This window comes from Streptomyces sp. KL116D, from assembly GCF_030766975.1.
Taxonomy (GTDB): domain Bacteria; phylum Actinomycetota; class Actinomycetes; order Streptomycetales; family Streptomycetaceae; genus Streptomyces; species Streptomyces longispororuber_A.
The window spans coordinates 1-21,376 of the sequence record NZ_JASERH010000126.1 but is presented as its reverse complement, the minus strand read 5'-3'; the positions used below and the strand labels follow the sequence as shown (position 1 = coordinate 21,376).

Here is a 21,376-nt window from a genome sequence, read left to right as displayed (position 1 = left end):
CCCCGATGGCTCGACACCTCATCACCAGCGCCCTTCCGTACATCAACGGGATCAAGCACCTGGGCAACATGGTGGGGTCCATGCTCCCGGCCGACGTGTACGCCCGCTACCTGCGCCAGCGCGGCCACGACGTCCTGTACATCTGCGCGACGGACGAGCACGGCACCCCCGCCGAGCTCGCCGCGAAGGAGCAGGGCCTGCCGGTCGCCGAGTTCTGCGCGCAGGCGCACGACGCGCAGAAGGCGGTCTACGACGGCTTCCACCTGGCCTTCGACCACTTCGGCCGCAGCTCGTCGGAGCAGAACGCGGAGCTGACCCAGCACTTCGCCCGCAAGCTGAACGAGAACGGGTTCATCGAGGAGCGCGCGATCCGGCAGGTGTACTCGCCCGCCGACGGCCGCTTCCTCCCGGACCGCTACGTCGAGGGCACCTGCCCGCACTGCGGCTACGACAAGGCCCGTGGCGACCAGTGCGAGAACTGCACCCGCGTCCTGGACCCGACCGACCTGATCAACCCGCGCTCGGCGATCTCCGGCTCCACCGAGCTGGAGATCCGTGAGACCAAGCACCTCTTCCTCCTCCAGTCGAAGCTCCAGGGCGAGGTCGAGGCGTGGATCGACGAGGTCGCCGACGAGTGGCCGCAGCTGTCGTCCTCCATCGCCCGCAAGTGGCTGACCGAGGGCCTGAACGACCGGGCGATCACCCGTGACCTGGACTGGGGCGTCCCGGTCCCGGCCGACACGTGGCCGGAGCTCGCGGCCGACGGCAAGGTCTTCTACGTCTGGTTCGACGCCCCGATCGAGTACATCGGCTCGACGAAGGAGTGGGCGGACGCCACGGGCAACGACTGGAAGTCGTGGTGGTACGAGCCGGCCGGCGCCTCCGACGTGCGGTACACGGAGTTCATGGCGAAGGACAACGTCCCGTTCCACTCCGTGATGTTCCCGGCGACCGAGATGGGCGTCCGCGAGCCGTGGAAGAAGGTCGACTACCTCAAGGGCTTCAACTGGCTGACGTACTACGGGGGCAAGTTCTCCACGTCGCAGAAGCGCGGTGTCTTCACCGACCAGGCCCTGGAGATCCTGCCGGCCGACTACTGGCGCTACTTCCTCATCGCGAACGCCCCGGAGTCCGACGACTCGTCGTTCACCTGGGAGCACTTCACGGCGACGGTGAACAAGGACCTGGCCGACACCCTCGGCAACTTCGTCAACCGCGTCCTGTCCTTCTCCCGCAAGCGCTTCGGCGACGACGTCCCCGAGGGCGGCGAGCCGGGCGAGGCCGAGCAGAAGCTGGGCGACGAGATCGCCCGGCTGCTCGCCGAGTACGAGGAGCAGATGGAGGCCCTCCAGTTCCGCAAGGCCGCCGCGGCGCTGCGCGCCCTGTGGTCCGCGGGCAACTCCTACCTGGAGGAGAAGGCCCCCTGGCTGGAGATCAAGACGAACAAGGAGGGTGCCGCCCTGACCCTCCGTACGGCGATGAACCTCATCCACCTGTACTCGGTGGTCTCCGAGCCGTTCATCCCGGCGTCCGCCGCCGCCATGCGCGCCGCGTTCGCCCTCGCCGACGACACCCGTACCTGGGTCACCGCCGACGAGGCGAAGGCCCTGACGACGGTCCCCGCGGGCACCGCCTTCACGGTCCCGCCGGTGCTCTTCGCGAAGATCACCGACGAGGACCTGGAGTCCTACAAGGAGCGCTTCGGCGGCGAGCCCGCCGCTAGCTGATCGCTGACGACGACGGCGCCGACGACGGTCCCGAGCCGGGGAACGTGTCGGTGCTGTCGTGCGTCTCGTCGGGTGCGACGCCCATCGTGAGCCGGGCGCGCACCCCGCGGGCGATCTTCCTGCGGTCGTACGCCAGGTACAGCAGCCCGCCCTCGTGGCCGTTGTCCGGGTAGATCGTGTCCTGGTCGAGCGTGGTGCGGACGGTGTCGTTCGACGCGTACGGCTCGACCTCGGCGGCGGCCAGCACCGACTTCTCGTCGAAGAACAGCTGGCCGGTGTGGCAGGTGTGCCCGCCCTCGTAGCCCGCGTCGGTCCACTCGCCGTCGACGTGCACCTTCACGTGGACGTGCACGCAGCGCCCCTGGTACCAGCCGGGGAAGACCGTTCTGAAGGTGACCTCGCCGTGCCGGTCGGTGCGCCAGGTGCCGCGCAGGTAGCGCTCGTCGTCGGTGGGTTCCTGGTGGCCGCCCCCGCCCCCGCCGGGGCCGCCGGTCGGAGCGCCGGTCGGCGGCTCGCCCGTCGGCGTGCCGGACGGCGGGGTCCCGCCGCCCGGTCCGCCGCCGCTCATCGCCTCGTACCCGGAGTAGATGCCGACGGCGTTGCAGTGCCAGATGTCGACGGCCGCGTTCCGCAGCGGCCTGCACGTGTCCGCGTCGATCACCTTGAGGGTGAGGGAGAGCGGGATGCCGTCCTGGTCCTCGGTGATGTCCCGGCGGATCTTGTCCGCGTCGATGTAGTACGGGCCTTCGGTGGTCTCGGTGGTGAGGACGTAGCAGGCGTCGTCGGAGCCGCCCCGCGGCTCGTCGGCGAAGGCACCGCCGGCGGCGGCCGTGCCGCCCACTCCGACGGCGGCGACCGCCGCGCCACCGACGGCGAGCACCTTGCGGCGCGTCAAGTCCCGCTGCTGAGAAGGCTCTTGAGTATCAGTCATGCGGCGGGACGCTAGGAGCCGAAGCTGTCAGGAGCATGGGTGCGGACTGTGAACGGACACACAGGGACGCACAGGAACGCACCATGGCTCGAAAGCGCCCCACGTCACGCGTCCCGCCACCGCAGCGCCGCCCACCCCAGCAGCAGCGCCCCGGCCGCGTACGCGCCGAGCACCGCGATGCCCGTCCACGGCGCGAGCGGCGCGGTGCCGGTGCCCGTCGTGGTCTGCACGGCGAGGCCCGCCGACATCGGGGAGATCTTCTGCACCCGGTGCAGGGCGTGCACGGGCATCCTGACGATGAGGGTGACCAGGTACGGGCCGTAGAGCAGGGCCATCACCGCCCCGGCGGCCGACGCGGCGTGCCGCACGAGCAGCGCCACCCCGGCGCCGAGCAGCGCGACGAGCACCAGATAGACCAGCGTGCCGGCGCTCGCCCGCCACAGCATGTGCGAGGAGTACGGGAGTTGGGCGACGCTGGCGGGCAGCGCCGTCCGGCCCACGAGCAGCGACGCGGGCACCGCGACCGCCGCCGCCACCAGCACCGTCACCACGACCAGCGCGGTCTTGGCCAGGAACACGGTGTCGCGGCGCGGGCTCGCGGCCAGCGTCAGCCGGATCACCCGCGGATACTCGCCGCTGACCACGCCGATCGCGAGCAGCGCCGCCACGGTCTGCGCCAGGTACACGCCGGACAGGGTCACCGCGGTCGGCGCGAGCGTGCCCTGCTGGCCCGGCTCGGCGGCCGCGGCGACGACCGCGGTGAGACCGGCCATCGCCACGGGCAGCCCGGCCAGGGTCCACACCTGGCCGGGCAGGGTGCGCAGCTTGGTCCACTCGCCGTGCACCGCCCGGCGCAGCGCGAGCGCCCCCGTACGTCCCCCCGCCCGCCGGCTCGTCCGGCCGCTCATACGTCCCTCCGCGCGAGCCGCCAGCCGGCCGCGCCGAGCACCACGGCCACGTACGCGCACAGCACCGCGAACCCGGTCCACGGCGCCACCGCGTACTCGATGAGCTGGCGGGTCTGCTGGATGGCGAGGCCCGCCGTCGGCGTGGCCCCCTCGACGAAGTCGCTGAACGCGATGGACGTGCTGGACCCCACGATCGGTACCACGATGACCAGCGTCAGCATCAGTACGACCGCCGGCACGGTCCGCCGCAGGAGCACGCCGACGCCCATGCTGAGCACGGCGATCAGGGCGAGGTAGGCGGCGCTGCCGACGACCGCGCGCAGTGTCGCCGGGTCGGTGAGCGAGATGTCGGGGAACAGGGGTGGCCTGAAGCCGTTCTCCCGCTGGTAGGGCCGGGCGACGTAGGGCGAGGCGACGGACGCCGCGAGCCCGACCGCGAACACCACCCCGGCCAGCACCACGGCCTTCGCCGCGAGCACCCGGCCGCGCCGCGGGCTGGCGGTGAACGTGGTGCGCACGGTGCCCGTCTTGTACTCGGACGTGACGGACAGGACGCCGAGCGCGATCACGGCGATCGCGGCGAGCCGCGTGCCCGTCTCCAGCGTCTCCTTGACCTGGTCGGGCGGTGCCGGTTCGAGGCCCACCCCGGCCGTGCCGAGCGCACCGAGGTCACCGCTGCCGGTGACGGTGAGACGGCCGTCGGCCCGCGTGTACGGCTGGGGTTCGGTGGTCGGGTTCCGCATGCCGCCGCGCGCGTACTTCTGGAAGATGTCGGTCTGCCGCCACGCGCCGTCCGTGCCGGGGAAGGCGACGTGGTCGAAGACGGCCCGCCCGGTCGTCGCCACCGGATGCACGGCGGCGGCCCCGGGACCGATCCGCCGCTCGACCGTCCTGGGCGGCGACGTGACGAAGAGCCCGGCCTCGGTGCGTGCGGACAGCCGGGACGCGGTGAGGGTGGCCACCTCGTCCCAACGCCGGCCGTCGGCGGACTGGTAGCCGGTGATCCGGTCGCCGTCCCGGGTGAGCCGCAGCCAGCGGGTCGCGCCGGAGACGTCCGCGGTCTTCTCGTTCTTCCCGTCCACGAACATCCGCACCCCGTGCCCGGACGTCAGCAGGATCGTCGCGTACGCGGCCCCGCCCTCGGTCGAGCCGCGCAGCATCAGCCCGGCCTTGGCCCAGTTCCCGGAGTCCTTCTGGTCGGCGACCCGCACGGTGAACGTGCCGTCGCCGGCCGCGGTGCGGTGCACGAACGTCCCGCTGTCGAAGGCCTCGGGACCGTCGTAGCCGAAGTGGCTGCCGCTCGCCGACACCACGGTCATCAGCAGGGCCAGGACGAACGTCGCGACCAGCGCGAGCCCGGTGCTGCGGACGGTGCGCAGCTTGACCCATTCGGCGCGCAGCGCCCGCGTCATCGGACGGCCTCCGCTCCGGCCGTGAACTCCCCGACGCTGCCGGTGAGTTCCATGTACGCCTCCTCCAGCGTGGCCCGGTGCCGGGCCAGTTCGGAGAACGCGACGCCGTGCGCGCCGAGCCGGGCGACGATGTCCTCGCTGCTCAGCCCCGCCACGGTGAGCGTGTCGGCCCCGGTCACGGCGACGGCGACGTCGTCCCCGGCCAGCACGGTCATGGCCTCGGCCCGCTGGGTGGTGCGCAGGGTGATCCGCCCGCCGGACGCCTCGTCGAGGAGCTCGCCGACGTCGGTGTCGGCGAGCAGCCGCCCCCGCCCGATGACGACGAGGTGGTCGGCGGTGTCCTGCAACTCGCTCATCAGGTGCGAGGAGACGAGCACGGTCCGCCCCTGCGAGGCGAGGGACTTGAGGAATCCCCTGATCCACTGGATCCCCTCCGGGTCGAGCCCGTTGACCGGCTCGTCGAGGATCAGCACGGGCGGGTCGCCGAGCAGCGCGGCCGCGATCCCGAGCCGCTGCCGCATGCCGAGCGAGAAGCCTCCGGCCCGCTTGCGGGCGGCGGACGTCAGCCCGACCAGGTCGAGGACCACGTCGGCCCGCCGCACCGGCAGCCCGCTGTAGTGCGCGAGCCACCGCAGGTGGTCGCGGGCGCGGCGCCCCGGATGCAGCGACTCGCAGTCGAGCAGGGCGCCCACGGTGGCGAGCGGCTCCGCCAGCTCGGCGTAGGGCCGCCCGCCGATCAGCGCCTGTCCGGCGTCGGGCCGGTCGAGCCCGAGCATCATCCGCAGCGTGGTCGACTTCCCGGCCCCGTTGGGCCCCACGAACCCGGTCACCTTCCCCGGCTCCACCCGGAAGCTCAGCCCGTCCACGGCCACGTTCCCGCCGTACCGCTTCCGCAGCCCCCGGGCCTCAAGCGTCATGTCTGTCATGCCCGTTGACGCTAGGGCCGGCCGCTCCGCGGTGCGTCACGCCGGGGAGGGGTCCCCGGGCGGTGGCCGTCCCCCGCCCGGGGGACCGGCCGTGCGGGAGCGCCGCTTCAGGGGCGGGCGGCCCGGTCGCGCACGGCTCCCCCCGCAGGGGGACGCCCGACGAACCCGCCCCCGCCGATAATGACCGCCATGACCAGGCCCGGAGCAGCCGCGACCCGTCACCTCCCGCTGCTCGGCGCCCTCGTCCTCACCGTCATCGCCCTCGCGGAACCCCTGCCTCTCCCGGACCCCGCGCGCCCCACGGACCTCGCCGGTCTCCTCGCCCTCACCCTGGCCGCCACCGTCCCGCTCGCCTTCGTCCGCGCCCAGCCCCTGCTCACCGCCCTCGCCCTCACCACGGCCACCCTCCTCGCCCCGCTCGTCTACCACCGCACCCTGTACACGGCGCTGGTGACCACGGGCATCGCCCTGTTCCTCGTGGGGCTGCGGCACCCGGCCCGTACGGCCGTCCTGTTCGCCGTCCCGTACGTCGCCTTCGCCCTGATCTCGGCCGAGGACGTGCGGGCGTACGGCATGGTCCTGCTCACGATCGCCGCGGCGGCGCTCGGCGCGGGCTCCGCCCGGCGGGCGAACACGGAGGCGGCCGACCGCACCGCCGCCGACCACAGCTACGCGGACACGGCGCTCGCCCACGCGGCCCTCGGCGAACGGGCGCGCATCGCCCGGGAGTTGCACGACATCGTCGCCCACCACGTCTCGACGATCTCCGTCCAGGCGGAGACGGCCCGGTACACCACGCCCGGCCTGTCCCCGGAGGGCGCCGCGACGTTCCTGGCGATCGGCGACACCGCCCGCCTCGCGCTCACCGAGATGCGCCGTCTGCTCGGCGTGCTCCGTGAGGACCTGCCGGCGCACACGCCCGCCGCCCGCGCCCCGCAGCCCGGCCTCGCCCAGCTCGTCGCGCTGGTCGACGAGGCCCGCGAGACCTCCGGCGGCGCCGTCCGCCTCCTCGTCCGCGGCCGCGTCACCCCGCTCGACCCCGGTCTGGAACTGACCGCGTACCGCATCGTCCAGGAAGCCCTGACGAACACCCGCCGCCACGCGCCCGGTGTGGCCGTCGACGTCGAACTCGATTACAGGGAGACCGAGTTGAGACTCCGCATACGAGACTGCGGCCCCGGCCCCGGCGCCGCGACCGGGGGACCGGGCGGGACGAGCGGCCACGGGCTGCTCGGCATGCGCGAACGCACCGCGATGGCGGGCGGCACCCTGGCCGCGGGCCCCGGCCCGGCCGGCGGCTTCGTGGTCGAGGCGACCCTGCCCCTGCCGGCGGCACCGGGCACCGCGCCGTGACCCGGATCGTCGTCGCCGACGACCAGGACGTCGTACGGGCCGGGTTCAGCGCCCTGCTCGCCACCCAGCCCGACTTCACGGTCACGGGCAGCGCCGCGAGCGGGGCGGAGGCGATCCGGGTGTGCCGCGAGAGCCGGCCCGACCTGGTCCTGATGGACGTCCGGATGCCCGGCATGGACGGCATCGAGGCCACCCGCCGGCTCACCCGCGAGGCGACGGCGCCGCGCGTCGTGATGCTGACGACGTTCGACCTCGACGAGTACGTGTACGACGCGCTCGCCGCGGGCGCCAGCGGCTTCCTGCTCAAGGACATGCCCGCGGAGCGGCTCTTCGAGGCGGTCCGCGTCGTCGCCGCGGGCGAGGCGCTGCTGGCGCCCACGGTCACCCGCCGGCTGATCGCCGAGTTCACCCTGCTGCGCCCGCGTGCCCTGCCCGAACAGGCCCGTCGCATCGACGCGTTGACCCCGCGCGAACGCGAGGTGCTGCGGCTGATCGCCGAGGGGCTGTCCAACCAGGAGATCGCCCGGCGTCTGGTCGTCGGCGCGGAGACGGTGAAGACCCACGTCAGCCGCGTCCTGACCAAACTCGGCGTCCGGGACCGCGCCCAGGCGGTGGTCGCCGCGTACGAGTCGGGCCTGGTGGTGCCCCGGTCCGGTGAGGGCCGCACCCCGTGACGGAAGAAGGCAGAAGGAAGAAGGCCCCGCTTCCGGCGTACCGGAAGCGGGGCCCACACGCGGCGGCTTCGGCCGCTACTTCTTCTCCACCGGCTTGCGCAGCTGGATGTTGAGCTCGCGCAGCCGCGTCTCGTCCAGCTCGGTGGGGGCGCCCATCATCAGGTCCTGCGCGTTGCCGTTCAGCGGGAAGGAGATGGTCTCCCGGATGTTCGGCTCGTCGGCGAGGAGCATGACGATGCGGTCGACGCCGGGGGCGATCCCGCCGTGCGGCGGGGCGCCGAAGCGGAACGCGCGGAGCATGCCCGCGAACTCGGCCTCGACCGTCTCGGCCGCGTAGCCCGCGATCTCGAAGGCCTTGAGCATGATGTCGGGCTCGTGGTTCCGGATCGCGCCGGAGGACAGCTCGATGCCGTTGCAGACGATGTCGTACTGCCAGGCCAGGATGTCCAGCGGGTCCTTCTCCTCCAGGTCCTGCATGCCGCCCTGCGGCATGGAGAACGGGTTGTGGGAGAAGTCGATCTTGCCGGTCTCCTCGTCCTTCTCGTACATCGGGAAGTCGACGATCCAGCAGAACCGGAAGACGCCCTCCTCGAAGTGGCCGGCGCGCTTGGCGGCCTCGACGCGGACGGCGCCCATGATCTTGGAGACCTCGTCGAACTCGCCCGCGCCGAAGAACACGGCGTGACCGGCCTTGAGGCCGAGGCGCTCGGTGAGGACCTTGACGTTCTCCTCGGTGAGGAACTTGGCGATCGGGCCCGCGAAGGCACCGTCCTCGCCGACGCGGATCCAGGCCAGGCCCTTGGCGCCCTGCTCGACCGCGTAGTCACCGAGACCGTCGAAGAACTTGCGGGACTGCGACGCGGTGTCCGGCACCGGCAGCGCACGCACGTGCTTGCCGGCGAACGCCTTGAACTCCGAGCCCTCGAACACGTCGGTGATGTCGACGAGCTCCAGCTGGGCGCGCAGGTCGGGCTTGTCGTTGCCGTACTTCAGCATCGACTCGCGGAACGGGATGCGCGGGAACGGGGAGGTGACCTCGCGGCCGCCGCCGAACTCCGTGAAGATCTCCGTCATGAGCTTCTCGATGGGCTGGAAGACGTCTTCCTGCTCCACGAAGCTCATCTCGACGTCGAGCTGGTAGAACTCGCCCGGCGAGCGGTCCGCGCGCGCGTCCTCGTCGCGGAAGCACGGCGCGATCTGGAAGTAGCGGTCGAAGCCCGAGATCATCAGCAGCTGCTTGAACTGCTGCGGGGCCTGCGGCAGCGCGTAGAACTTGCCGGGGTTCAGGCGGGACGGGACGACGAAGTCGCGGGCGCCCTCGGGGGAGGTCGCGGCGAGGATCGGCGTCGCCATCTCGTTGAAGCCGAGCGCGACCATCTTCGAGCGGATCGAGGCGATGACCGCGCTGCGCAGCATGATGTTCTTGTGCATGCGCTCGCGGCGCAGGTCGAGGAAGCGGTACTCCAGGCGCCGCTCCTCGTTCACGCCGTCGTCCGCGTTGATCGTGAACGGGATCTGCTGGGCCGCGCCGAGCACCTCGACCTCGGCGGCCTCGATCTCGATCTCGCCGGTGGGCAGCTCGCCGTTGACGTTGTCGGCGCCGCGGGAGACGACCTTGCCGTCCACGCGGACGACCGTCTCCTTGGTCAGCTTGTCGAGGACCTCGGCGGCCTTCGTGCCCGGGCGGGCGACGAGCTGCGTGATGCCGTAGTGGTCACGCAGATCGATGAAGAGGATGCCGCCCAGGTCTCGGCGATTGTGCAGCCAGCCGCTCAGTCGGACGTCGGTGCCGACGTCGGAGGCGCGGAGCTCGCCGCAGGTGTGGGACCTGTACCGATGCATCGTCGTTCATCCAGCCTTTGCGCTTGGGGTTCCCGGGGAGACAACCCGGATCTCCCCAAGGGTACCGGCCGCCCCAAGATCGCTCCGCGAACAGTCTCGGTGGCCGTTTGCGATCTCCTCTTCCTACAGTGGGGCCATGCGCACTGGTGAGCCCCTCCCTCCGGTGGAGGACGTCCTCGCCGCTCTCGCGACCGGCCTGTGGCGCTGGGACAACCGGGCGGGCCTCGTCACGTTCGACGTGGAGGCCGCCCGGCTCATCGGCATGCCCTCGCCGGACGGGAAACCGGTCACCCTGACGGAGGCCGGGGTCAGGTCCCGATTCCACCCGGTCGACTGGAACGAGATCGACGGCATCGTGCAGCTCGCCGTCGCCGAGGGCACCGTCGCCGAGGCCCGGCTGCGCATCATGGACGAGCAGGGCCACGTCATCCGTACCGTGCGCAGCCGCTCCAAGCCGTTCGTGCACGGTGACGCCCCCGGTTCGTACGAGCTGATCGGCACGCTCCAGGAAGTGACCGAGCCGCCGCCCGAGGCCGCGTCCCGCACCCCGGTGACCGGCGACTGGCGGCGCTCGCGCGAGGCGTTCCTGCTGGACGCGGGCCGGGCGCTCGCGGAGGCCGGGTCGACGGCCGAGGTGCTGCGGGTCGCGGCGGGTCTGTCGATGCCGGGGTTCTCACCGAGCGGGCTCGCGGTGTTCGGGGTGGCGGGCGACCGGCTCACCGTGATCGGGCACCACGGGCAGCAGGACGGGGACGAGGGCCCCTTCACGGACATGGACCTGGCCACGGACTATCCGGCGGCCGAGGTCGTGCGCCACGGCCGGGCCGTGTACCTGTCGTCGCCGGAGGAGTACCGGAACCGCTATCCGGCGGCCTGGCCGCTGGCCGCGCGCTTCGACCGGCAGTCGTGGGCGTTCCTGCCGCTGGTCGTCGCGGGCCGCACGATCGGCGCGTGGATGGCGGGCTTCGACTACCGGGTGTCGTTCACCCCGGACGAGCGCTCGGTCCTCACCACGGTCGCCCGGATGCTGGCGCAGGCCCTCTCGCGCGCCGTGGTCGCCGAGTCCGAGCGGGAGCTGACCGACGGCCTGCAGAAGTCGATGCTGCCGACGCTCGGCCCGCAGATCCCCGGCATGGCCATCGCGGCCCGCTACGTGCCGACCGGCGGCGGACTCCAGGTCGGCGGCGACTGGTACGACATGATCCCGCTGCCCAGCGGCCGGATCGCGCTCGTCATCGGTGACGTCCAGGGCCACGACGTGCGGGCGGCGGGCCTGATGGGGCAGCTCCGCATCGCCCTGCGCGCGTACGCCTCGGAGGGCCACCGCCCCGACGCGGTCCTCTCCCGCGCCTCCCGCTTCCTGCACGGCATCGGCGACACCGGCCGCGACACCGACCGCGACACCGACCCGGCGGACCCGCGCTTCGCGACCTGCCTGTACGTGGAGGCCGACCCGGCCACCGGCATCCTGGAGATGGCCCGCGCGGGCCACCCCGACCCCGCGATACGCATGGCCGACGGCACGGTCCTGATGCGGCCGACCGCCGGCGGCCTCCCCCTCGGCATCGACCCCGACGCGGACTACCCGACGACCCGGCTCGTCCTGGAACCCGGCGAGACGCTGCTGCTGTGCACGGACGGCCTGATCGAGACGGGCGGGCACGACCTGGACACCGGCTGGGTCCGGGTCCGTACGACGCTGGAGTCGGCCGCCGCCGAGCAGCTGGAGGAGCTGGCCGACGCCCTCGTCCAGGCGGTGCACGGCCCCTCCTCGCACCACACCACGGGCCCCCTCGCGGATCGCAGGGAGGACGACATAGCGCTGCTCCTGCTGCGCCGGACGACCCCGGCGACCGTGCCCGTCACGGCGCGGCGCACCGCGATGACCATCGCGCAGGCCGAGCCCGAGCGGATCGCGGCCGCCCGTCAGCAGCTGCGCGAGATGCTGCACGACTGGGCCGACGAGGACCAGGTCGACTCGGCGGTGCTGCTCGTGTCGGAGATGGTCACGAACGTGCTGGTGCACACCGACGGCGACGCCCTGATGATCGCCGAGGTGACCGGCGACGGCGCGGGCCCGCGCCGGATGCGGGTGGAGGTCGCGGACGCCTCGGACGACCTGCCGCACAAGCGCAGGCCGGGCGAGCTCGCGTCGTCCGGGCGGGGCCTGGTCCTCATGGAGCTCCTCGCCCAGCGGTGGGGCGTGGACCCCAGGGGCGAGGGCAAGAGCATCTGGTTCGAGCTCTACGAGCCCTCGGACAGCCCGGACGGCCCGGACGACCCGGACGACCCGGACGCCGGTGCCGGTCCTGTTTCACGTGAAACGGCGCCCCCGGGCCCGTAGCGCTCGCGCAGTTCGCTGACGACGCCGAACGCGGCCGCCGTCAGCGGCACCGCGAGCAGCATGCCGAGGATCCCGGCGACGGAGGCGCCCGCCGTGATGGCGAGCAGCACCACCGCCGGGTGCATCTGCACGGTCCTGGACTGGATCATCGGCTGCAGCACGTGCCCTTCGAGCACCTGCACCGCGAGCACCACGCCCAGCGCCCAGAGGGCGATGACGAACCCCCGGTCGGCGAACGCGACCAGGATCGCCACGGCGCCGGAGATGAAGGCGCCGAGGTAGGGGATGTAGGCGCCGACGAAGACCAGGGCCGCGAGGCCGACCGCGCCGGGCACCTGGAGGATGAGCAGCCCGATGCCGATGCAGGTCGCGTCGATGAGGGCGATGATCGTGGTGCCGCGCATGAAGCCCGAGATCGCCGCGAAGGCCCGCCGGGCGATGGCCTCCAGGACCTCGCCGCCGTCCCCCGGGACGGCCTGGCGGAGCGCCACCCGGAACCGTCCGGCGTCCCGCAGGAAGAAGAAGCAGAGCAGCAGCGCGAGCACCGCCATGGCGGCGATCTCCCCGGCGACGCTGAGCCCGCTGATCACGCCGGACGCGGCGTCGCCGCCGTACTTCTTGAGCAGGTCCTGGGCGTTGTCGGCGAGGTGGTCGAGGTCGAGCGCGCCGGTGCCGAACTTCTCGGAGAGGTCCTGGGCGGCCTGCTTCACGGAGGCCACGATCTGGTCCCCGGTGTCGATCAGGGCCTTGACCACGATGTATCCGGCGCCGCCGACGACGACGAGGATCAGCGCGCAGGTGAGCCCGGACGCGAGGGACTGCTGCACCTTGGCCCGGCGCAGCGCCAGGTAGACGGGTCGCAGCAGCGCGGTGCCGAGCAGGGCGAGCAGCACCGGCACGACGGCCGTCTTGAGCTCGACGCACACCCAGATCCCGACCGCGGCCACCCCGGTGACGAGCAGTGCGACGGCGCACCAGGCGGCGACGCGGCGGGCGGGGTCGGGGAGGAGCTGTTTACCGGTCTGCACCCGGCCAGTCGACCATGCCCGTCAAGCGGGCACCCCCCGAGGGGGTACGGGAGGGTGACGGGAAGTCAGCTGCCCGGCGGGCGGCCGGACATGGTGACGGCCCGCCGGGTGCAGAGTCGGCGGGCCGTCACGATCGGTGCGCACACGGCTTACGTGTGCGGCAGGCGCTCCACGGTGGGGATGACGCCCAGGCGGCCGGCCTGGAAGTCGTCGAAGGCCTGCTGGAGTTCGGCCTTGGTGTTCATCACGAAGGGGCCGTAGTGCGCCATGGGCTCACGGATCGGCTGCCCGCCGAGGATGACCACTTCCAGGTCCGGGGTGTTCGAGTCCTGGGACTCGTCGGCCCGCACGGTCAGGGACGAGCCGGCGCCGAAGACGGCGGTCTGCCCCATGTGGACGGGACGCCGGTCGGCGCCCACGGTGCCGCGTCCGGCGAGCACGTACACCAGGCCGTTGTAGTCCTCGCGCCAGGGCAGGGTCGCCTCGGCGCCGGGGCGGACGGTGGCGTGCACCATCGTGATCGGCGTGTGCGTGATGCCGGGGCCCTCGTGGCCGTCGAACTCACCGGCGATGACGCGGAGCAGCGCGCCGCCGTCCTCGGTGGTGAGCAGCTTGACCTGGCCGCCGCGGATGTCCTGGTAGCGCGGGTCCTGCATCTTGTCCTTGGCCGGCAGGTTCACCCACAGCTGCAGGCCGTGGAAGAGGCCGCCGGACATGACGAGCGACTCCGGCGGCGCCTCGATGTGCAGCAGGCCGGAGCCCGCCGTCATCCACTGGGTGTCGCCGTTGGTGATCGTGCCGCCGCCACCGTTCGAGTCCTGGTGGATGAAGGTCCCGTCGATGATGTACGTGACGGTCTCGAAGCCGCGGTGCGGGTGCCAGGGCGTGCCCTTGGGCTCGCCCGGCGCGTACTCCACCTCGCCCATCTGATCCATCATGATGAACGGGTCGAGGTACTTGTAGTTGATTCCGGCGAACGCGCGGCGCACCGGGAAGCCCTCCCCTTCGAAGCCGCTGGGCGCGGTCGTCACGGCCAGCACCGGGCGGGCCACGGCGTCCGCCGGCGCGGCCACTCGGGGCAGGGTCAGCGGGTTCTCGACGGTCACAGCGGGCATTTTGGGGACCTCCTCGCGTCCTCGTGTCTCCACTTTAGTTGAACGATGAACTTCTCGCCACCCGGAACGCGGAACGCCCGGAGGGAATTCCCTCCGGGCGTCGTCGTGGGGTGGCTCCGCTACGAGGAGCAGGGGGCTCAGCCGTACATGCGGCGCATGGCGAAGTCGACCATCTGCTCGACCGCCTTCGCGTCGAAGACCATCCGGTGCTCGCCCTCCATGTCGAGGACGAAGCCGTATCCGGTGGGCAGCAGGTCGATCACCTCGGCACCGGTGATCACGAAGTACTTGGACTCCTTGCCCGCGTACCGGCGCAGCTCCTTGAGCGTGGTGAACATCGGGATCACCGGCTGCTGGGTGTTGTGCAGCGCGAGGAATCCCGGGTTGTCGCCGCGCGGGCAGTAGACCTTCGACGAGGCGAAGATCTGCTGGAAGTCCTCGGCGGACATCGAGCCCGTGGTGAACGCCCGCACCGCGTCGGCCAGGGACGGGGGCGACGGCTCCGGGTACAGCGGAGCCTGCTGCCCGTACCCGCCCTGCTGCGGCGGGGCGTACTGCTGCCCGGCAGTCGTGCCCCCTGCGTGCTGGTCATAGCCGTACATGGGGGCAAGCGTACCGAGATCCGGCCGGGGCGTGGGGCCGGGCCGGATTTCTGTATCAAACACTAGAGAAATGAGGGCGGATGCTGCTACGGTTTTTCTGTAGCCAGCGATACAGAAAGGGTGCGGGCCGCGGCGCGCGCACCGAGGGGGAGGAACGGCCATGACGGGTACGCCACTTGACGCCACCACCACGAGGCGGCCGTTCGCCCGCACCGTGCGCGGATCGGGCCCCGGCCTGCTCGTGGCGCACGGCGCGGGCGGTTCGGTCGAGGCCAATTACGGCCCGGTGATGGCGGCCCTGGCCGCCGCGCACACGGTCGTCGGCGTCGACTACCCCGGCACGGGAGCGACCCCGCGCGCCGACGCCCCGCTCGACGTGGACGAGCTGGCGGACCAGCTGGTGGCCGCGGCCGACGCGGAGGGGCTCGACCGGTTCGCCGTGTCGGGGTACTCGCTGGGCGGCGCCGTGGCGATCCGGATCGCCGCGCGGCACCCCGAGCGCGTGACCGCCCTGCTCCTCACGGCCTCCTTCGCGCACGCCGACCACGACCTGCGCCTCGGCGCCGAGCTGTGGCGCGCCCTCGCCGAGTCGGGCGACCGGGAGACCCTGGCCCGGTTCGTCGTGCCGCGCGCCCTGAGCGAGGCGGCCCTGCGCTCCCTGTCCGGCGAGGCACTGGCGGCCCTGCTCGCCGAGGTCGGGGCGACGGCGCCGCCCGGCACGGCGGACCACGTCGACCTGGTCACCCGGGTGGACGTGCGGGCCGACCTCGGACTGATCAAGGCCCCCACACTGGTGGTGACGGCGACGGGCGACCGCCTGGTGCCGCCGGCCCTCCACCGGGCCCTGGCCTCGGCGATCCCCGGCGCCCGGACGGCGGAGATACCGACGGGCCACCTCCCGTTCGCCGAACTGCCGCAGGAGTGGGCCGCGTTGATGACGGAGTTCTTGCGCGACACAAGGATGTGAGGGGACCGTGGGGCCTCGGACCCGCGGCGACCTCCGCCCGCCCGGGCCGCAGCGTTCGTCACAGTTGACCCGATGGGGTTGATTCTTATTACCGGCGGGTAGCATCCTGGTGGTTACTAGTTAGTACGCGTACGAGGACGATCCCCCTCCCAAGCCATTACGGAGCCGTCGCCATGGGGCACTACAAGTCGAATCTCCGCGACATCGAGTTCAACCTCTTCGAGGTGCTCGGCCGCGACAAGCTGTACGGCACCGGCCCGTTCGGGGAGATGGACGTCGACACCGCCAAGAGCATCCTCGACGAGGTCGCCCGCCTCGCGGAGAACGATCTGGCGGAGTCCTTCACGGACGCCGACCGCAACCCGCCGGTCTTCGACCCGGAGACGAACACGGCGCCGGTCCCGGCGTCGTTCAAGAAGTCCTACAAGGCCTTCATGGACTCCGAGTACTGGCGTCTGGGCCTGCCCGAGGAGATCGGCGGCACCACCGCGCCGCGCTCCCTGATCTGGGCCCACGCCGAGCTGATCCTGGGCGCCAACCCGGCGATCTGGATGTACTCGTCCGGTCCCGCGTTCGCCGGCATCCTCTTCGAGGAGGGCACCGAGGCGCAGAAGAAGGTCGCCGAGATCGCCGTCGAGAAGCAGTGGGGCTCGACGATGGTGCTGACCGAGCCGGACGCCGGTTCGGACGTCGGCGCGGGCCGCGCGAAGGCCGTGCAGCAGGCGGACGGCTCCTGGCACATCGAGGGCGTGAAGCGGTTCATCACGTCCGGTGAGCACGACATGTCGGAGAACATCCTCCACTACGTGCTGGCCCGCCCCGAGGGCCACGGCCCCGGCACGAAGGGCCTCTCGCTCTTCCTCGTCCCGAAGTTCGAGTTCGACTGGGAGACCGGCGAGCTGGGCGAGCGCAACGGCGTGTACGCGACGAACGTCGAGCACAAGATGGGCCTCAAGGCGTCCAACACGTGCGAGATGACGTTCGGCGACCAGCACCCCGCCAAGGGCTGGCTGATCGGCGACAAGCACGAGGGCATCCGCCAGATGTTCCGCATCATCGAGTTCGCCCGCATGATGGTCGGCACGAAGGCGATCTCGACGCTGTCGACCGGTTACCTGAACGCGCTGGAGTACGCCAAGGAGCGCGTCCAGGGTCCCGACCTGGCCCAGTTCATGGACAAGGCGGCCCCCAAGGTCACCATCACGCACCACCCGGACGTGCGCCGCTCGCTGCTCACGCAGAAGGCGTACGCGGAGGGCATGCGCTCCCTCGTGCTGTACACGGCCTCCGTCCAGGACTCGATCCAGGTCAAGGAAGCCGCGGGCGAGGACGCGAGCGCCGAGCACGCGCTGAACGACCTGCTCCTCCCGATCGTCAAGGGCTACGGCTCCGAGAAGGGCTACGAGCAGCTCGCCCAGTCGCTGCAGACGTTCGGCGGCTCCGGCTTCCTGCAGGAGTACCCGATCGAGCAGTACATCCGTGACTCCAAGATCGACACGCTCTACGAGGGCACCACGGCGATCCAGGGCCAGGACTTCTTCTTCCGCAAGATCGTCCGCAACCAGGGCGCCGCGCTGAACGGGCTGGCGGAGGAGATCAAGAAGTTCCTCGCGGTCGAGACGGGCGGCGAGGAGCTGGCCGGCGCTCGCGAGTCGCTCGCCCGTGCCGCCGGTGAGCTGGAGGCCATCGTCGGCGTCATGCTGACGGACCTGGCCGCCACGGAGCAGGACCCCAAGAACATCTACAAGGTGGGTCTGAACACGACCCGGCTGCTGATGGCCTCCGGTGACGTGGTCGTCGGCTACCTCCTCCTGAAGGGCGCCTCCGTCGCCGCGGAGCGCCTGGCGGACGGCTCCGCCGGCAAGGACGCGTCGTTCTACCAGGGCAAGGTCGCCGCGGCGAAGTTCTTCGCGGCGAACGTCCTGCCGGGGGTCACGGGTGCGCGGAAGCTGGCGCAGGGCACGAGTGAGACCGGGCTTGACGTCATGACGCTGGACGAGTCGGCGTTCTAGCCTCCGGCGACCCGGACACTCCCCGAGGCCCGGCGTCCCGTCACGGGACGCCGGGCCTCGTCGTGTGCGACCCCTTTCGTCCGCAGGTGCGCGGGGGCTGGTCGCGCAGTTCCCCGCGCCCCTGAAGGCACGCGCTACGCGCAGCCTTCCCCCGCCGGGGAGAGGCCACCCGAAGGACGTGCCGCCCAGGGGCACGGGGAACGGCGCGAGAACCCCCACCGACCCGCAGGTCGCGACGAAACCCCACCCGGCAGACGCAGCCGGCCTTCAGGGGCGCGAGGAACGGCGCGAGAACCCCCACCGGCCCGCAGGTCGCGACGAAAGCCCACCCGGCAGACGCAGCCGGCCTTCAGGGGCGCGGGGAACTGCGCGAGAAGCCCCACCGGCCCGCAGGTCGCGACGAAAGCCCGCCCGGCAGACGGAGTCGGTATGTCAGGGGCGCGGGGAACTGCGCGACCAGCCCCACGCACCCGTCACCCGCCCACCCCCAGGGCCTACCCTGGCCGCATGCGCACTCCCTCCGGCCCCTTCGACCGCGGCCACACCGACGACCTGATGACCTTCCTCGCCGCGAGCCCCACGCCGTACCACGCCGTGGCCACCGTGGCCGCCCGCCTGGAGAAGGCAGGCTTCCGACAGGTCGCGGAGACGGACGCCTGGGACGGCGAGGCGGGCGGGAAGTACGTCACGCGGGGCGGCGCGATCATCGCCTGGTACGTGCCGGAGGGCGCCACCGCACACACCCCGTTCCGGATCGTCGGCGGCCACACCGACTCCCCGAACCTGCGCGTGAAGCCGCAGCCGGACATGGGCAGCCAGGGCTGGCGGCAGGTCGCCGTCGAGATCTACGGCGGCCCGCTGCTCAACTCCTGGCTCGACCGCGACCTGGGCCTCGCCGGACGGGTCTCGCTGCGCGACGGCACCGAGCGCCTCATCGACATCGACCGCCCGCTGCTGCGCGTGCCGCAGCTCGCCGTCCACCTGGACCGCTCCGTCACCACGGACGGCCTCAAGCTGGACAAGCAGCGGCACATGCAGCCCATCTGGGGTCTGGGCAACGACGTCCACGAGGGCGATCTGCTCGGCTTCCTGGAGGACGAGCACGGGCTCGACCGCGGCAGCATCACCGGCTGGGACCTGATGACGTACGCCGTCGAGGCACCCTCGTACCTGGGCCGCGACAAGGAGCTGGTCGCCGGGCCGCGCATGGACAACCTGCTGTCCGTGCACGCCTGCACCGCCGCGCTCGCCGAGGTCAGCAAGCGGGAGTCGCTGCCGTACATCCCGGTCCTCGCCGCCTTCGACCACGAGGAGAACGGGTCGCAGTCCGACACCGGCGCGGACGGGCCGCTGCTCGGCGGCGTGCTGGAGCGTTCGGTGTTCGCGCGCGGCGGCTCGTACGAGGACAGAGCGCGGGCCTTCGCCGGGACCGTCTGCCTGTCGTCGGACACCGGGCACGCCGTGCACCCGAACTACTCCGAGCGCCACGACCCCACCCACCACCCGCGGGCCAACGGCGGTCCGATCCTCAAGGTGAACGTCAACAACCGCTACGCGACGGACGGTTCGGGCCGGGCCGTGTTCGCGGCGGCGTGCGAGAAGGCGGGCGTGCCGTTCCAGTCGTTCGTGTCGAACAACGCGATGCCGTGCGGGACGACGATCGGCCCGATCACCGCGGCCCGGCACGGCATCAAGACCGTCGACATCGGCACGGCGATCCTGTCCATGCACAGCGTCCGCGAACTGTGCGGCGCCGACGACCCGTTCCTGCTGGCGAACGCGCTGACCGCGTTCCTGGAGGGCTGACGGAAGAGCCGACTCCGGTGTGAGAGCGCGGGGTTCGGGGGTACCCGGGCCCCGCACGCACATTCGCACACACCTCAGGAGGCGGACCTCATGAGCATGGGGGGTTGCATCATCCTCGTCGCCGTCGGGGCGATCCTGGCGTTCGCGACCGACTGGCACATGAAAGGGGTCGACCTCGACGTCGTCGGCTGGATCCTGATGATCGTCGGGCTGATCGGGGTCTTCGTGTTCCGCAGCGTCGGACGGCGCCGTGGCGTCGTGCCGCCGGCCCGCACGACCGTCATCGAGGACGAGCGGGACCGCCGACTGTAGTTCCCCGGCGGGACCGCCCGGGGCGGCCGGATCCGTACTTGCCGGTAGCTCCCGCCCCGTACCCTGATCACATCGGTTTTCGGGGCATATGAGGGGGAGCACGGTCGTGGAGTTCCGGCTGCTCGGCACGGTCGGCGTCGCGACGGAGAGCGGTGAGCTCCCGCTCGGGCCCGCCAAGCGCCGCAGCCTGCTCGCGGCGCTGCTGCTGCGCCCCAACACGGCTGTCCCGCTGGGCCAGTTGATCGACGCGCTGTGGCCGGAGGGACCGCCCGCGCGGGCCAGGACCGTGGCGCAGGGACACGTGTCGCGGCTGCGGGCGCTGCTCGCGCAGGGCGGCGCCGACGAGTGGGGCGTCCGGCTCGTGACGCGCGGCGACGCGTACGTCCTGGAGATGCCCGAGTCGCTCCTTGACGCGCACCGCTTCGAGGAGCTGGTGCGGCTCGCCCACGACCAGCGCTCCCCCGACGACGCGGCCGCCCTGCTGCGCGAGGCGCTCGCCCTGTGGCGGGGGCCCGCGCTCGTCGGGGCCGCCACGGCCGGTCCGCTGCGGGTCGCGGCCGACGGCCTGGAGGAGGCCAGGCTCGCCGCGGTGGAGCAACTGGCGCGTACGTACGGTGAGTTCGGGGACCACGGGCGGGCCGCGTCCGTGCTGCACGCGGAGGCCGTCGCCCACCCCATGCGGGAGTCGCTGGCCGCCGCCCTGATCCGGGCGCTGTACCGCTCGGGCCGGCAGTCCGACGCCATCGACCAGTACCACCGCACCCGCACCCTGCTCGCCGACGAACTGGGCGTCGACCCGGGCCCCGCGCTGCGCGAGGCGTACGCGGAGATCCTCGCGGGCGACGGCGCCCCGAGGCCCTCCGCCGCGCCGGAGCCGGTCTCCGGGCCGGTCGCGGCGGAGCCCGTCGCGGCCGGGCCCGATCTGCTGCCCCGGCCCCCGCGCGGCTTCGTCGGCCGGGACCGGGAGCTGGCCGCGATCGGTGCGGCCGCCCTGCGCGAGCACGCCGTCGTCGTCATCACCGGCCCCGCCGGAGCGGGCAAGACGGCCGCGGCCCTGCACTGGGCGCACGCCGCGCGCGAGCGCTACGACGGCGTCCTCTTCGCCGATCTGCGCGGTTTCAGCGACGACGACGGCGAGAGCGGTCCCGAGCCCGCCGACGTGCTCCGCGAGTTCCTGCTCGCGCTCGGCGTCCCCGCCCGCGAGCTCCCTGACACCCCCGGCGCGCTGGCGGCCGCCTACCGCACGCGCACCGAGCACCGCCGCCACCTCGTGGTCCTCGACAACGCCCGCACCGCCGCCCAGGTCCGCCCGCTGCTGCCCGCCGGGCCCGGCAGCGCCGCCCTGGTCACCTCGCGGCTGCGGCTCGACGGGCTCGCGGTCAGCGAGCTGGCCCGCACGGTCGGCGTCGAAGTGCTC

General features: G+C 72.4%; 17 protein-coding genes. 9 read left to right on the top strand and 8 right to left on the bottom strand.

The annotated features are described in order from the left end of the window. The first annotated feature begins 5 nt into the window (after positions 1-5). Positions 6-1,727: a methionine--tRNA ligase gene (metG, locus tag RBJ77_RS46215; protein WP_372350442.1), complete on the top strand. Its 1,722-nt coding sequence runs from the start codon at positions 6-8 to the stop codon at positions 1,725-1,727. Here metG and RBJ77_RS46210 read toward each other — a convergent pair. The 4 genes from RBJ77_RS46210 to RBJ77_RS46195 form a co-directional block, all read right to left on the bottom strand. Further along, positions 1,720-2,658 carry an intradiol ring-cleavage dioxygenase gene (locus RBJ77_RS46210; protein ID WP_372350441.1) on the bottom strand — a complete coding sequence of 313 codons (939 nt, stop codon included), beginning with the start codon at positions 2,656-2,658 and terminating at the stop codon, positions 1,720-1,722. The two genes, metG and RBJ77_RS46210, sit on opposite strands and share 8 nt — an antisense overlap. Positions 2,659-2,762: 104 nt before the next feature. Then, positions 2,763-3,566 (bottom strand): hypothetical protein, encoded by an 804-nt coding sequence (locus tag RBJ77_RS46205; RefSeq protein WP_372350440.1) that lies wholly within the window; start codon positions 3,564-3,566, stop codon positions 2,763-2,765. Next, positions 3,563-4,978, bottom strand: coding sequence for an ABC transporter permease subunit (locus RBJ77_RS46200; protein ID WP_372350439.1), 1,416 nt, complete (start codon positions 4,976-4,978; stop codon positions 3,563-3,565). Before RBJ77_RS46200 ends, RBJ77_RS46205 begins: the two co-directional genes overlap by 4 nt. Beyond that, positions 4,975-5,904 (bottom strand): ABC transporter ATP-binding protein, encoded by a 930-nt coding sequence (locus RBJ77_RS46195; RefSeq protein WP_372350438.1) that lies wholly within the window; start codon positions 5,902-5,904, stop codon positions 4,975-4,977. The genes RBJ77_RS46200 and RBJ77_RS46195 overlap by 4 nt, the downstream gene beginning before the upstream one ends. Before the next feature lie 189 nt (positions 5,905-6,093). Here RBJ77_RS46195 and RBJ77_RS46190 point away from each other — a divergent pair, with 189 nt between their 5' ends. Together RBJ77_RS46190 and RBJ77_RS46185 are read left to right on the top strand one after the other, a co-directional pair. Then, on the top strand, positions 6,094-7,257 hold the full coding sequence (locus tag RBJ77_RS46190; protein WP_372350437.1) for a sensor histidine kinase: 1,164 nt from the start codon (positions 6,094-6,096) through the stop codon (positions 7,255-7,257). After that, positions 7,254-7,931: a response regulator gene (locus RBJ77_RS46185; protein ID WP_372350436.1), complete on the top strand. Its 678-nt coding sequence runs from the start codon at positions 7,254-7,256 to the stop codon at positions 7,929-7,931. The genes RBJ77_RS46190 and RBJ77_RS46185 overlap by 4 nt, the downstream gene beginning before the upstream one ends. 75 nt (positions 7,932-8,006) lie before the next feature. Here RBJ77_RS46185 and aspS read toward each other — a convergent pair whose 3' ends face one another. Beyond that, on the bottom strand, positions 8,007-9,773 hold the full coding sequence (gene aspS, locus RBJ77_RS46180; RefSeq protein ID WP_255974953.1) for an aspartate--tRNA ligase: 1,767 nt from the start codon (positions 9,771-9,773) through the stop codon (positions 8,007-8,009). A gap of 136 nt (positions 9,774-9,909) precedes the next feature. Between aspS and RBJ77_RS46175 the strand changes: the two genes are divergently transcribed. After that, complete coding sequence (locus tag RBJ77_RS46175; RefSeq protein WP_372350435.1) at positions 9,910-12,117, top strand: SpoIIE family protein phosphatase; 2,208 nt, start codon at positions 9,910-9,912, stop codon at positions 12,115-12,117. Here the strand turns inward: RBJ77_RS46175 and RBJ77_RS46170 are convergent. The 3 genes from RBJ77_RS46170 to RBJ77_RS46160 all read right to left on the bottom strand — a co-directional run bounded on the left by RBJ77_RS46170 (position 12,018) and on the right by RBJ77_RS46160 (position 14,862). Beyond that, entirely contained in the window at positions 12,018-13,145 is a 1,128-nt protein-coding gene (locus RBJ77_RS46170) for an AI-2E family transporter (RefSeq protein ID WP_372350434.1), read from the bottom strand. The two genes, RBJ77_RS46175 and RBJ77_RS46170, sit on opposite strands and share 100 nt — an antisense overlap. Positions 13,146-13,294: 149 nt before the next feature. Beyond that, positions 13,295-14,260 carry a pirin family protein gene (locus RBJ77_RS46165; protein WP_372350433.1) on the bottom strand — a complete coding sequence of 322 codons (966 nt, stop codon included), beginning with the start codon at positions 14,258-14,260 and terminating at the stop codon, positions 13,295-13,297. 137 nt (positions 14,261-14,397) lie between these two features. Further along, positions 14,398-14,862 (bottom strand): SseB family protein, encoded by a 465-nt coding sequence (locus RBJ77_RS46160; RefSeq protein WP_372350432.1) that lies wholly within the window; start codon positions 14,860-14,862, stop codon positions 14,398-14,400. Between the two features lie 160 nt (positions 14,863-15,022). On the opposite strand from RBJ77_RS46160, the gene RBJ77_RS46155 reads away from it, so the two are divergent. From RBJ77_RS46155 to RBJ77_RS46135, 5 genes are all read left to right on the top strand, one after another. Next, a complete protein-coding gene (locus RBJ77_RS46155; RefSeq protein WP_372350431.1) occupies positions 15,023-15,829 on the top strand; it encodes an alpha/beta fold hydrolase in 807 nt (268 codons plus the stop codon). 173 nt (positions 15,830-16,002) lie between these two features. Then, positions 16,003-17,841, top strand: coding sequence for an acyl-CoA dehydrogenase (locus RBJ77_RS46150; protein ID WP_255974947.1), 1,839 nt, complete (start codon positions 16,003-16,005; stop codon positions 17,839-17,841). A gap of 507 nt (positions 17,842-18,348) precedes the next feature. Next, the gene (locus RBJ77_RS46145; RefSeq protein ID WP_372350430.1) at positions 18,349-19,647 is read left to right on the top strand and encodes a M18 family aminopeptidase; all 1,299 of its coding nucleotides are present in this window, start codon (positions 18,349-18,351) and stop codon (positions 19,645-19,647) included. A 90-nt stretch (positions 19,648-19,737) separates the two neighbouring features. Continuing rightward, on the top strand, positions 19,738-19,959 hold the full coding sequence (locus RBJ77_RS46140) for a DUF6458 family protein (RefSeq protein WP_372350429.1): 222 nt from the start codon (positions 19,738-19,740) through the stop codon (positions 19,957-19,959). Between the two features lie 106 nt (positions 19,960-20,065). Then, positions 20,066-21,376: BTAD domain-containing putative transcriptional regulator (locus tag RBJ77_RS46135; protein WP_372350428.1), on the top strand; the 1,311-nt coding region annotated here is incomplete at its 3' end.

What these genes read in the sequence shown, in the direction of transcription:
- metG (WP_372350442.1), top strand. Translation starts at nt 6, where the DNA reads ATGGCTCGACACCTCATCACCAGCGCCCTTCCGTACATCAACGGGATC.
- RBJ77_RS46210 (WP_372350441.1), bottom strand. Translation starts at nt 2,658, where the DNA reads ATGACTGATACTCAAGAGCCTTCTCAGCAGCGGGACTTGACGCGCCGC.
- RBJ77_RS46205 (WP_372350440.1), bottom strand. Translation starts at nt 3,566, where the DNA reads ATGAGCGGCCGGACGAGCCGGCGGGCGGGGGGACGTACGGGGGCGCTC.
- RBJ77_RS46200 (WP_372350439.1), bottom strand. Translation starts at nt 4,978, where the DNA reads ATGACGCGGGCGCTGCGCGCCGAATGGGTCAAGCTGCGCACCGTCCGC.
- RBJ77_RS46195 (WP_372350438.1), bottom strand. Translation starts at nt 5,904, where the DNA reads ATGACAGACATGACGCTTGAGGCCCGGGGGCTGCGGAAGCGGTACGGC.
- RBJ77_RS46190 (WP_372350437.1), top strand. Translation starts at nt 6,094, where the DNA reads ATGACCAGGCCCGGAGCAGCCGCGACCCGTCACCTCCCGCTGCTCGGC.
- aspS (WP_255974953.1), bottom strand. Translation starts at nt 9,773, where the DNA reads ATGCATCGGTACAGGTCCCACACCTGCGGCGAGCTCCGCGCCTCCGAC.
- RBJ77_RS46175 (WP_372350435.1), top strand. Translation starts at nt 9,910, where the DNA reads ATGCGCACTGGTGAGCCCCTCCCTCCGGTGGAGGACGTCCTCGCCGCT.
- RBJ77_RS46165 (WP_372350433.1), bottom strand. Translation starts at nt 14,260, where the DNA reads ATGCCCGCTGTGACCGTCGAGAACCCGCTGACCCTGCCCCGAGTGGCC.
- RBJ77_RS46160 (WP_372350432.1), bottom strand. Translation starts at nt 14,862, where the DNA reads ATGTACGGCTATGACCAGCACGCAGGGGGCACGACTGCCGGGCAGCAG.
- RBJ77_RS46155 (WP_372350431.1), top strand. Translation starts at nt 15,023, where the DNA reads ATGACGGGTACGCCACTTGACGCCACCACCACGAGGCGGCCGTTCGCC.
- RBJ77_RS46150 (WP_255974947.1), top strand. Translation starts at nt 16,003, where the DNA reads ATGGGGCACTACAAGTCGAATCTCCGCGACATCGAGTTCAACCTCTTC.
- RBJ77_RS46145 (WP_372350430.1), top strand. Translation starts at nt 18,349, where the DNA reads ATGCGCACTCCCTCCGGCCCCTTCGACCGCGGCCACACCGACGACCTG.
- RBJ77_RS46140 (WP_372350429.1), top strand. Translation starts at nt 19,738, where the DNA reads ATGAGCATGGGGGGTTGCATCATCCTCGTCGCCGTCGGGGCGATCCTG.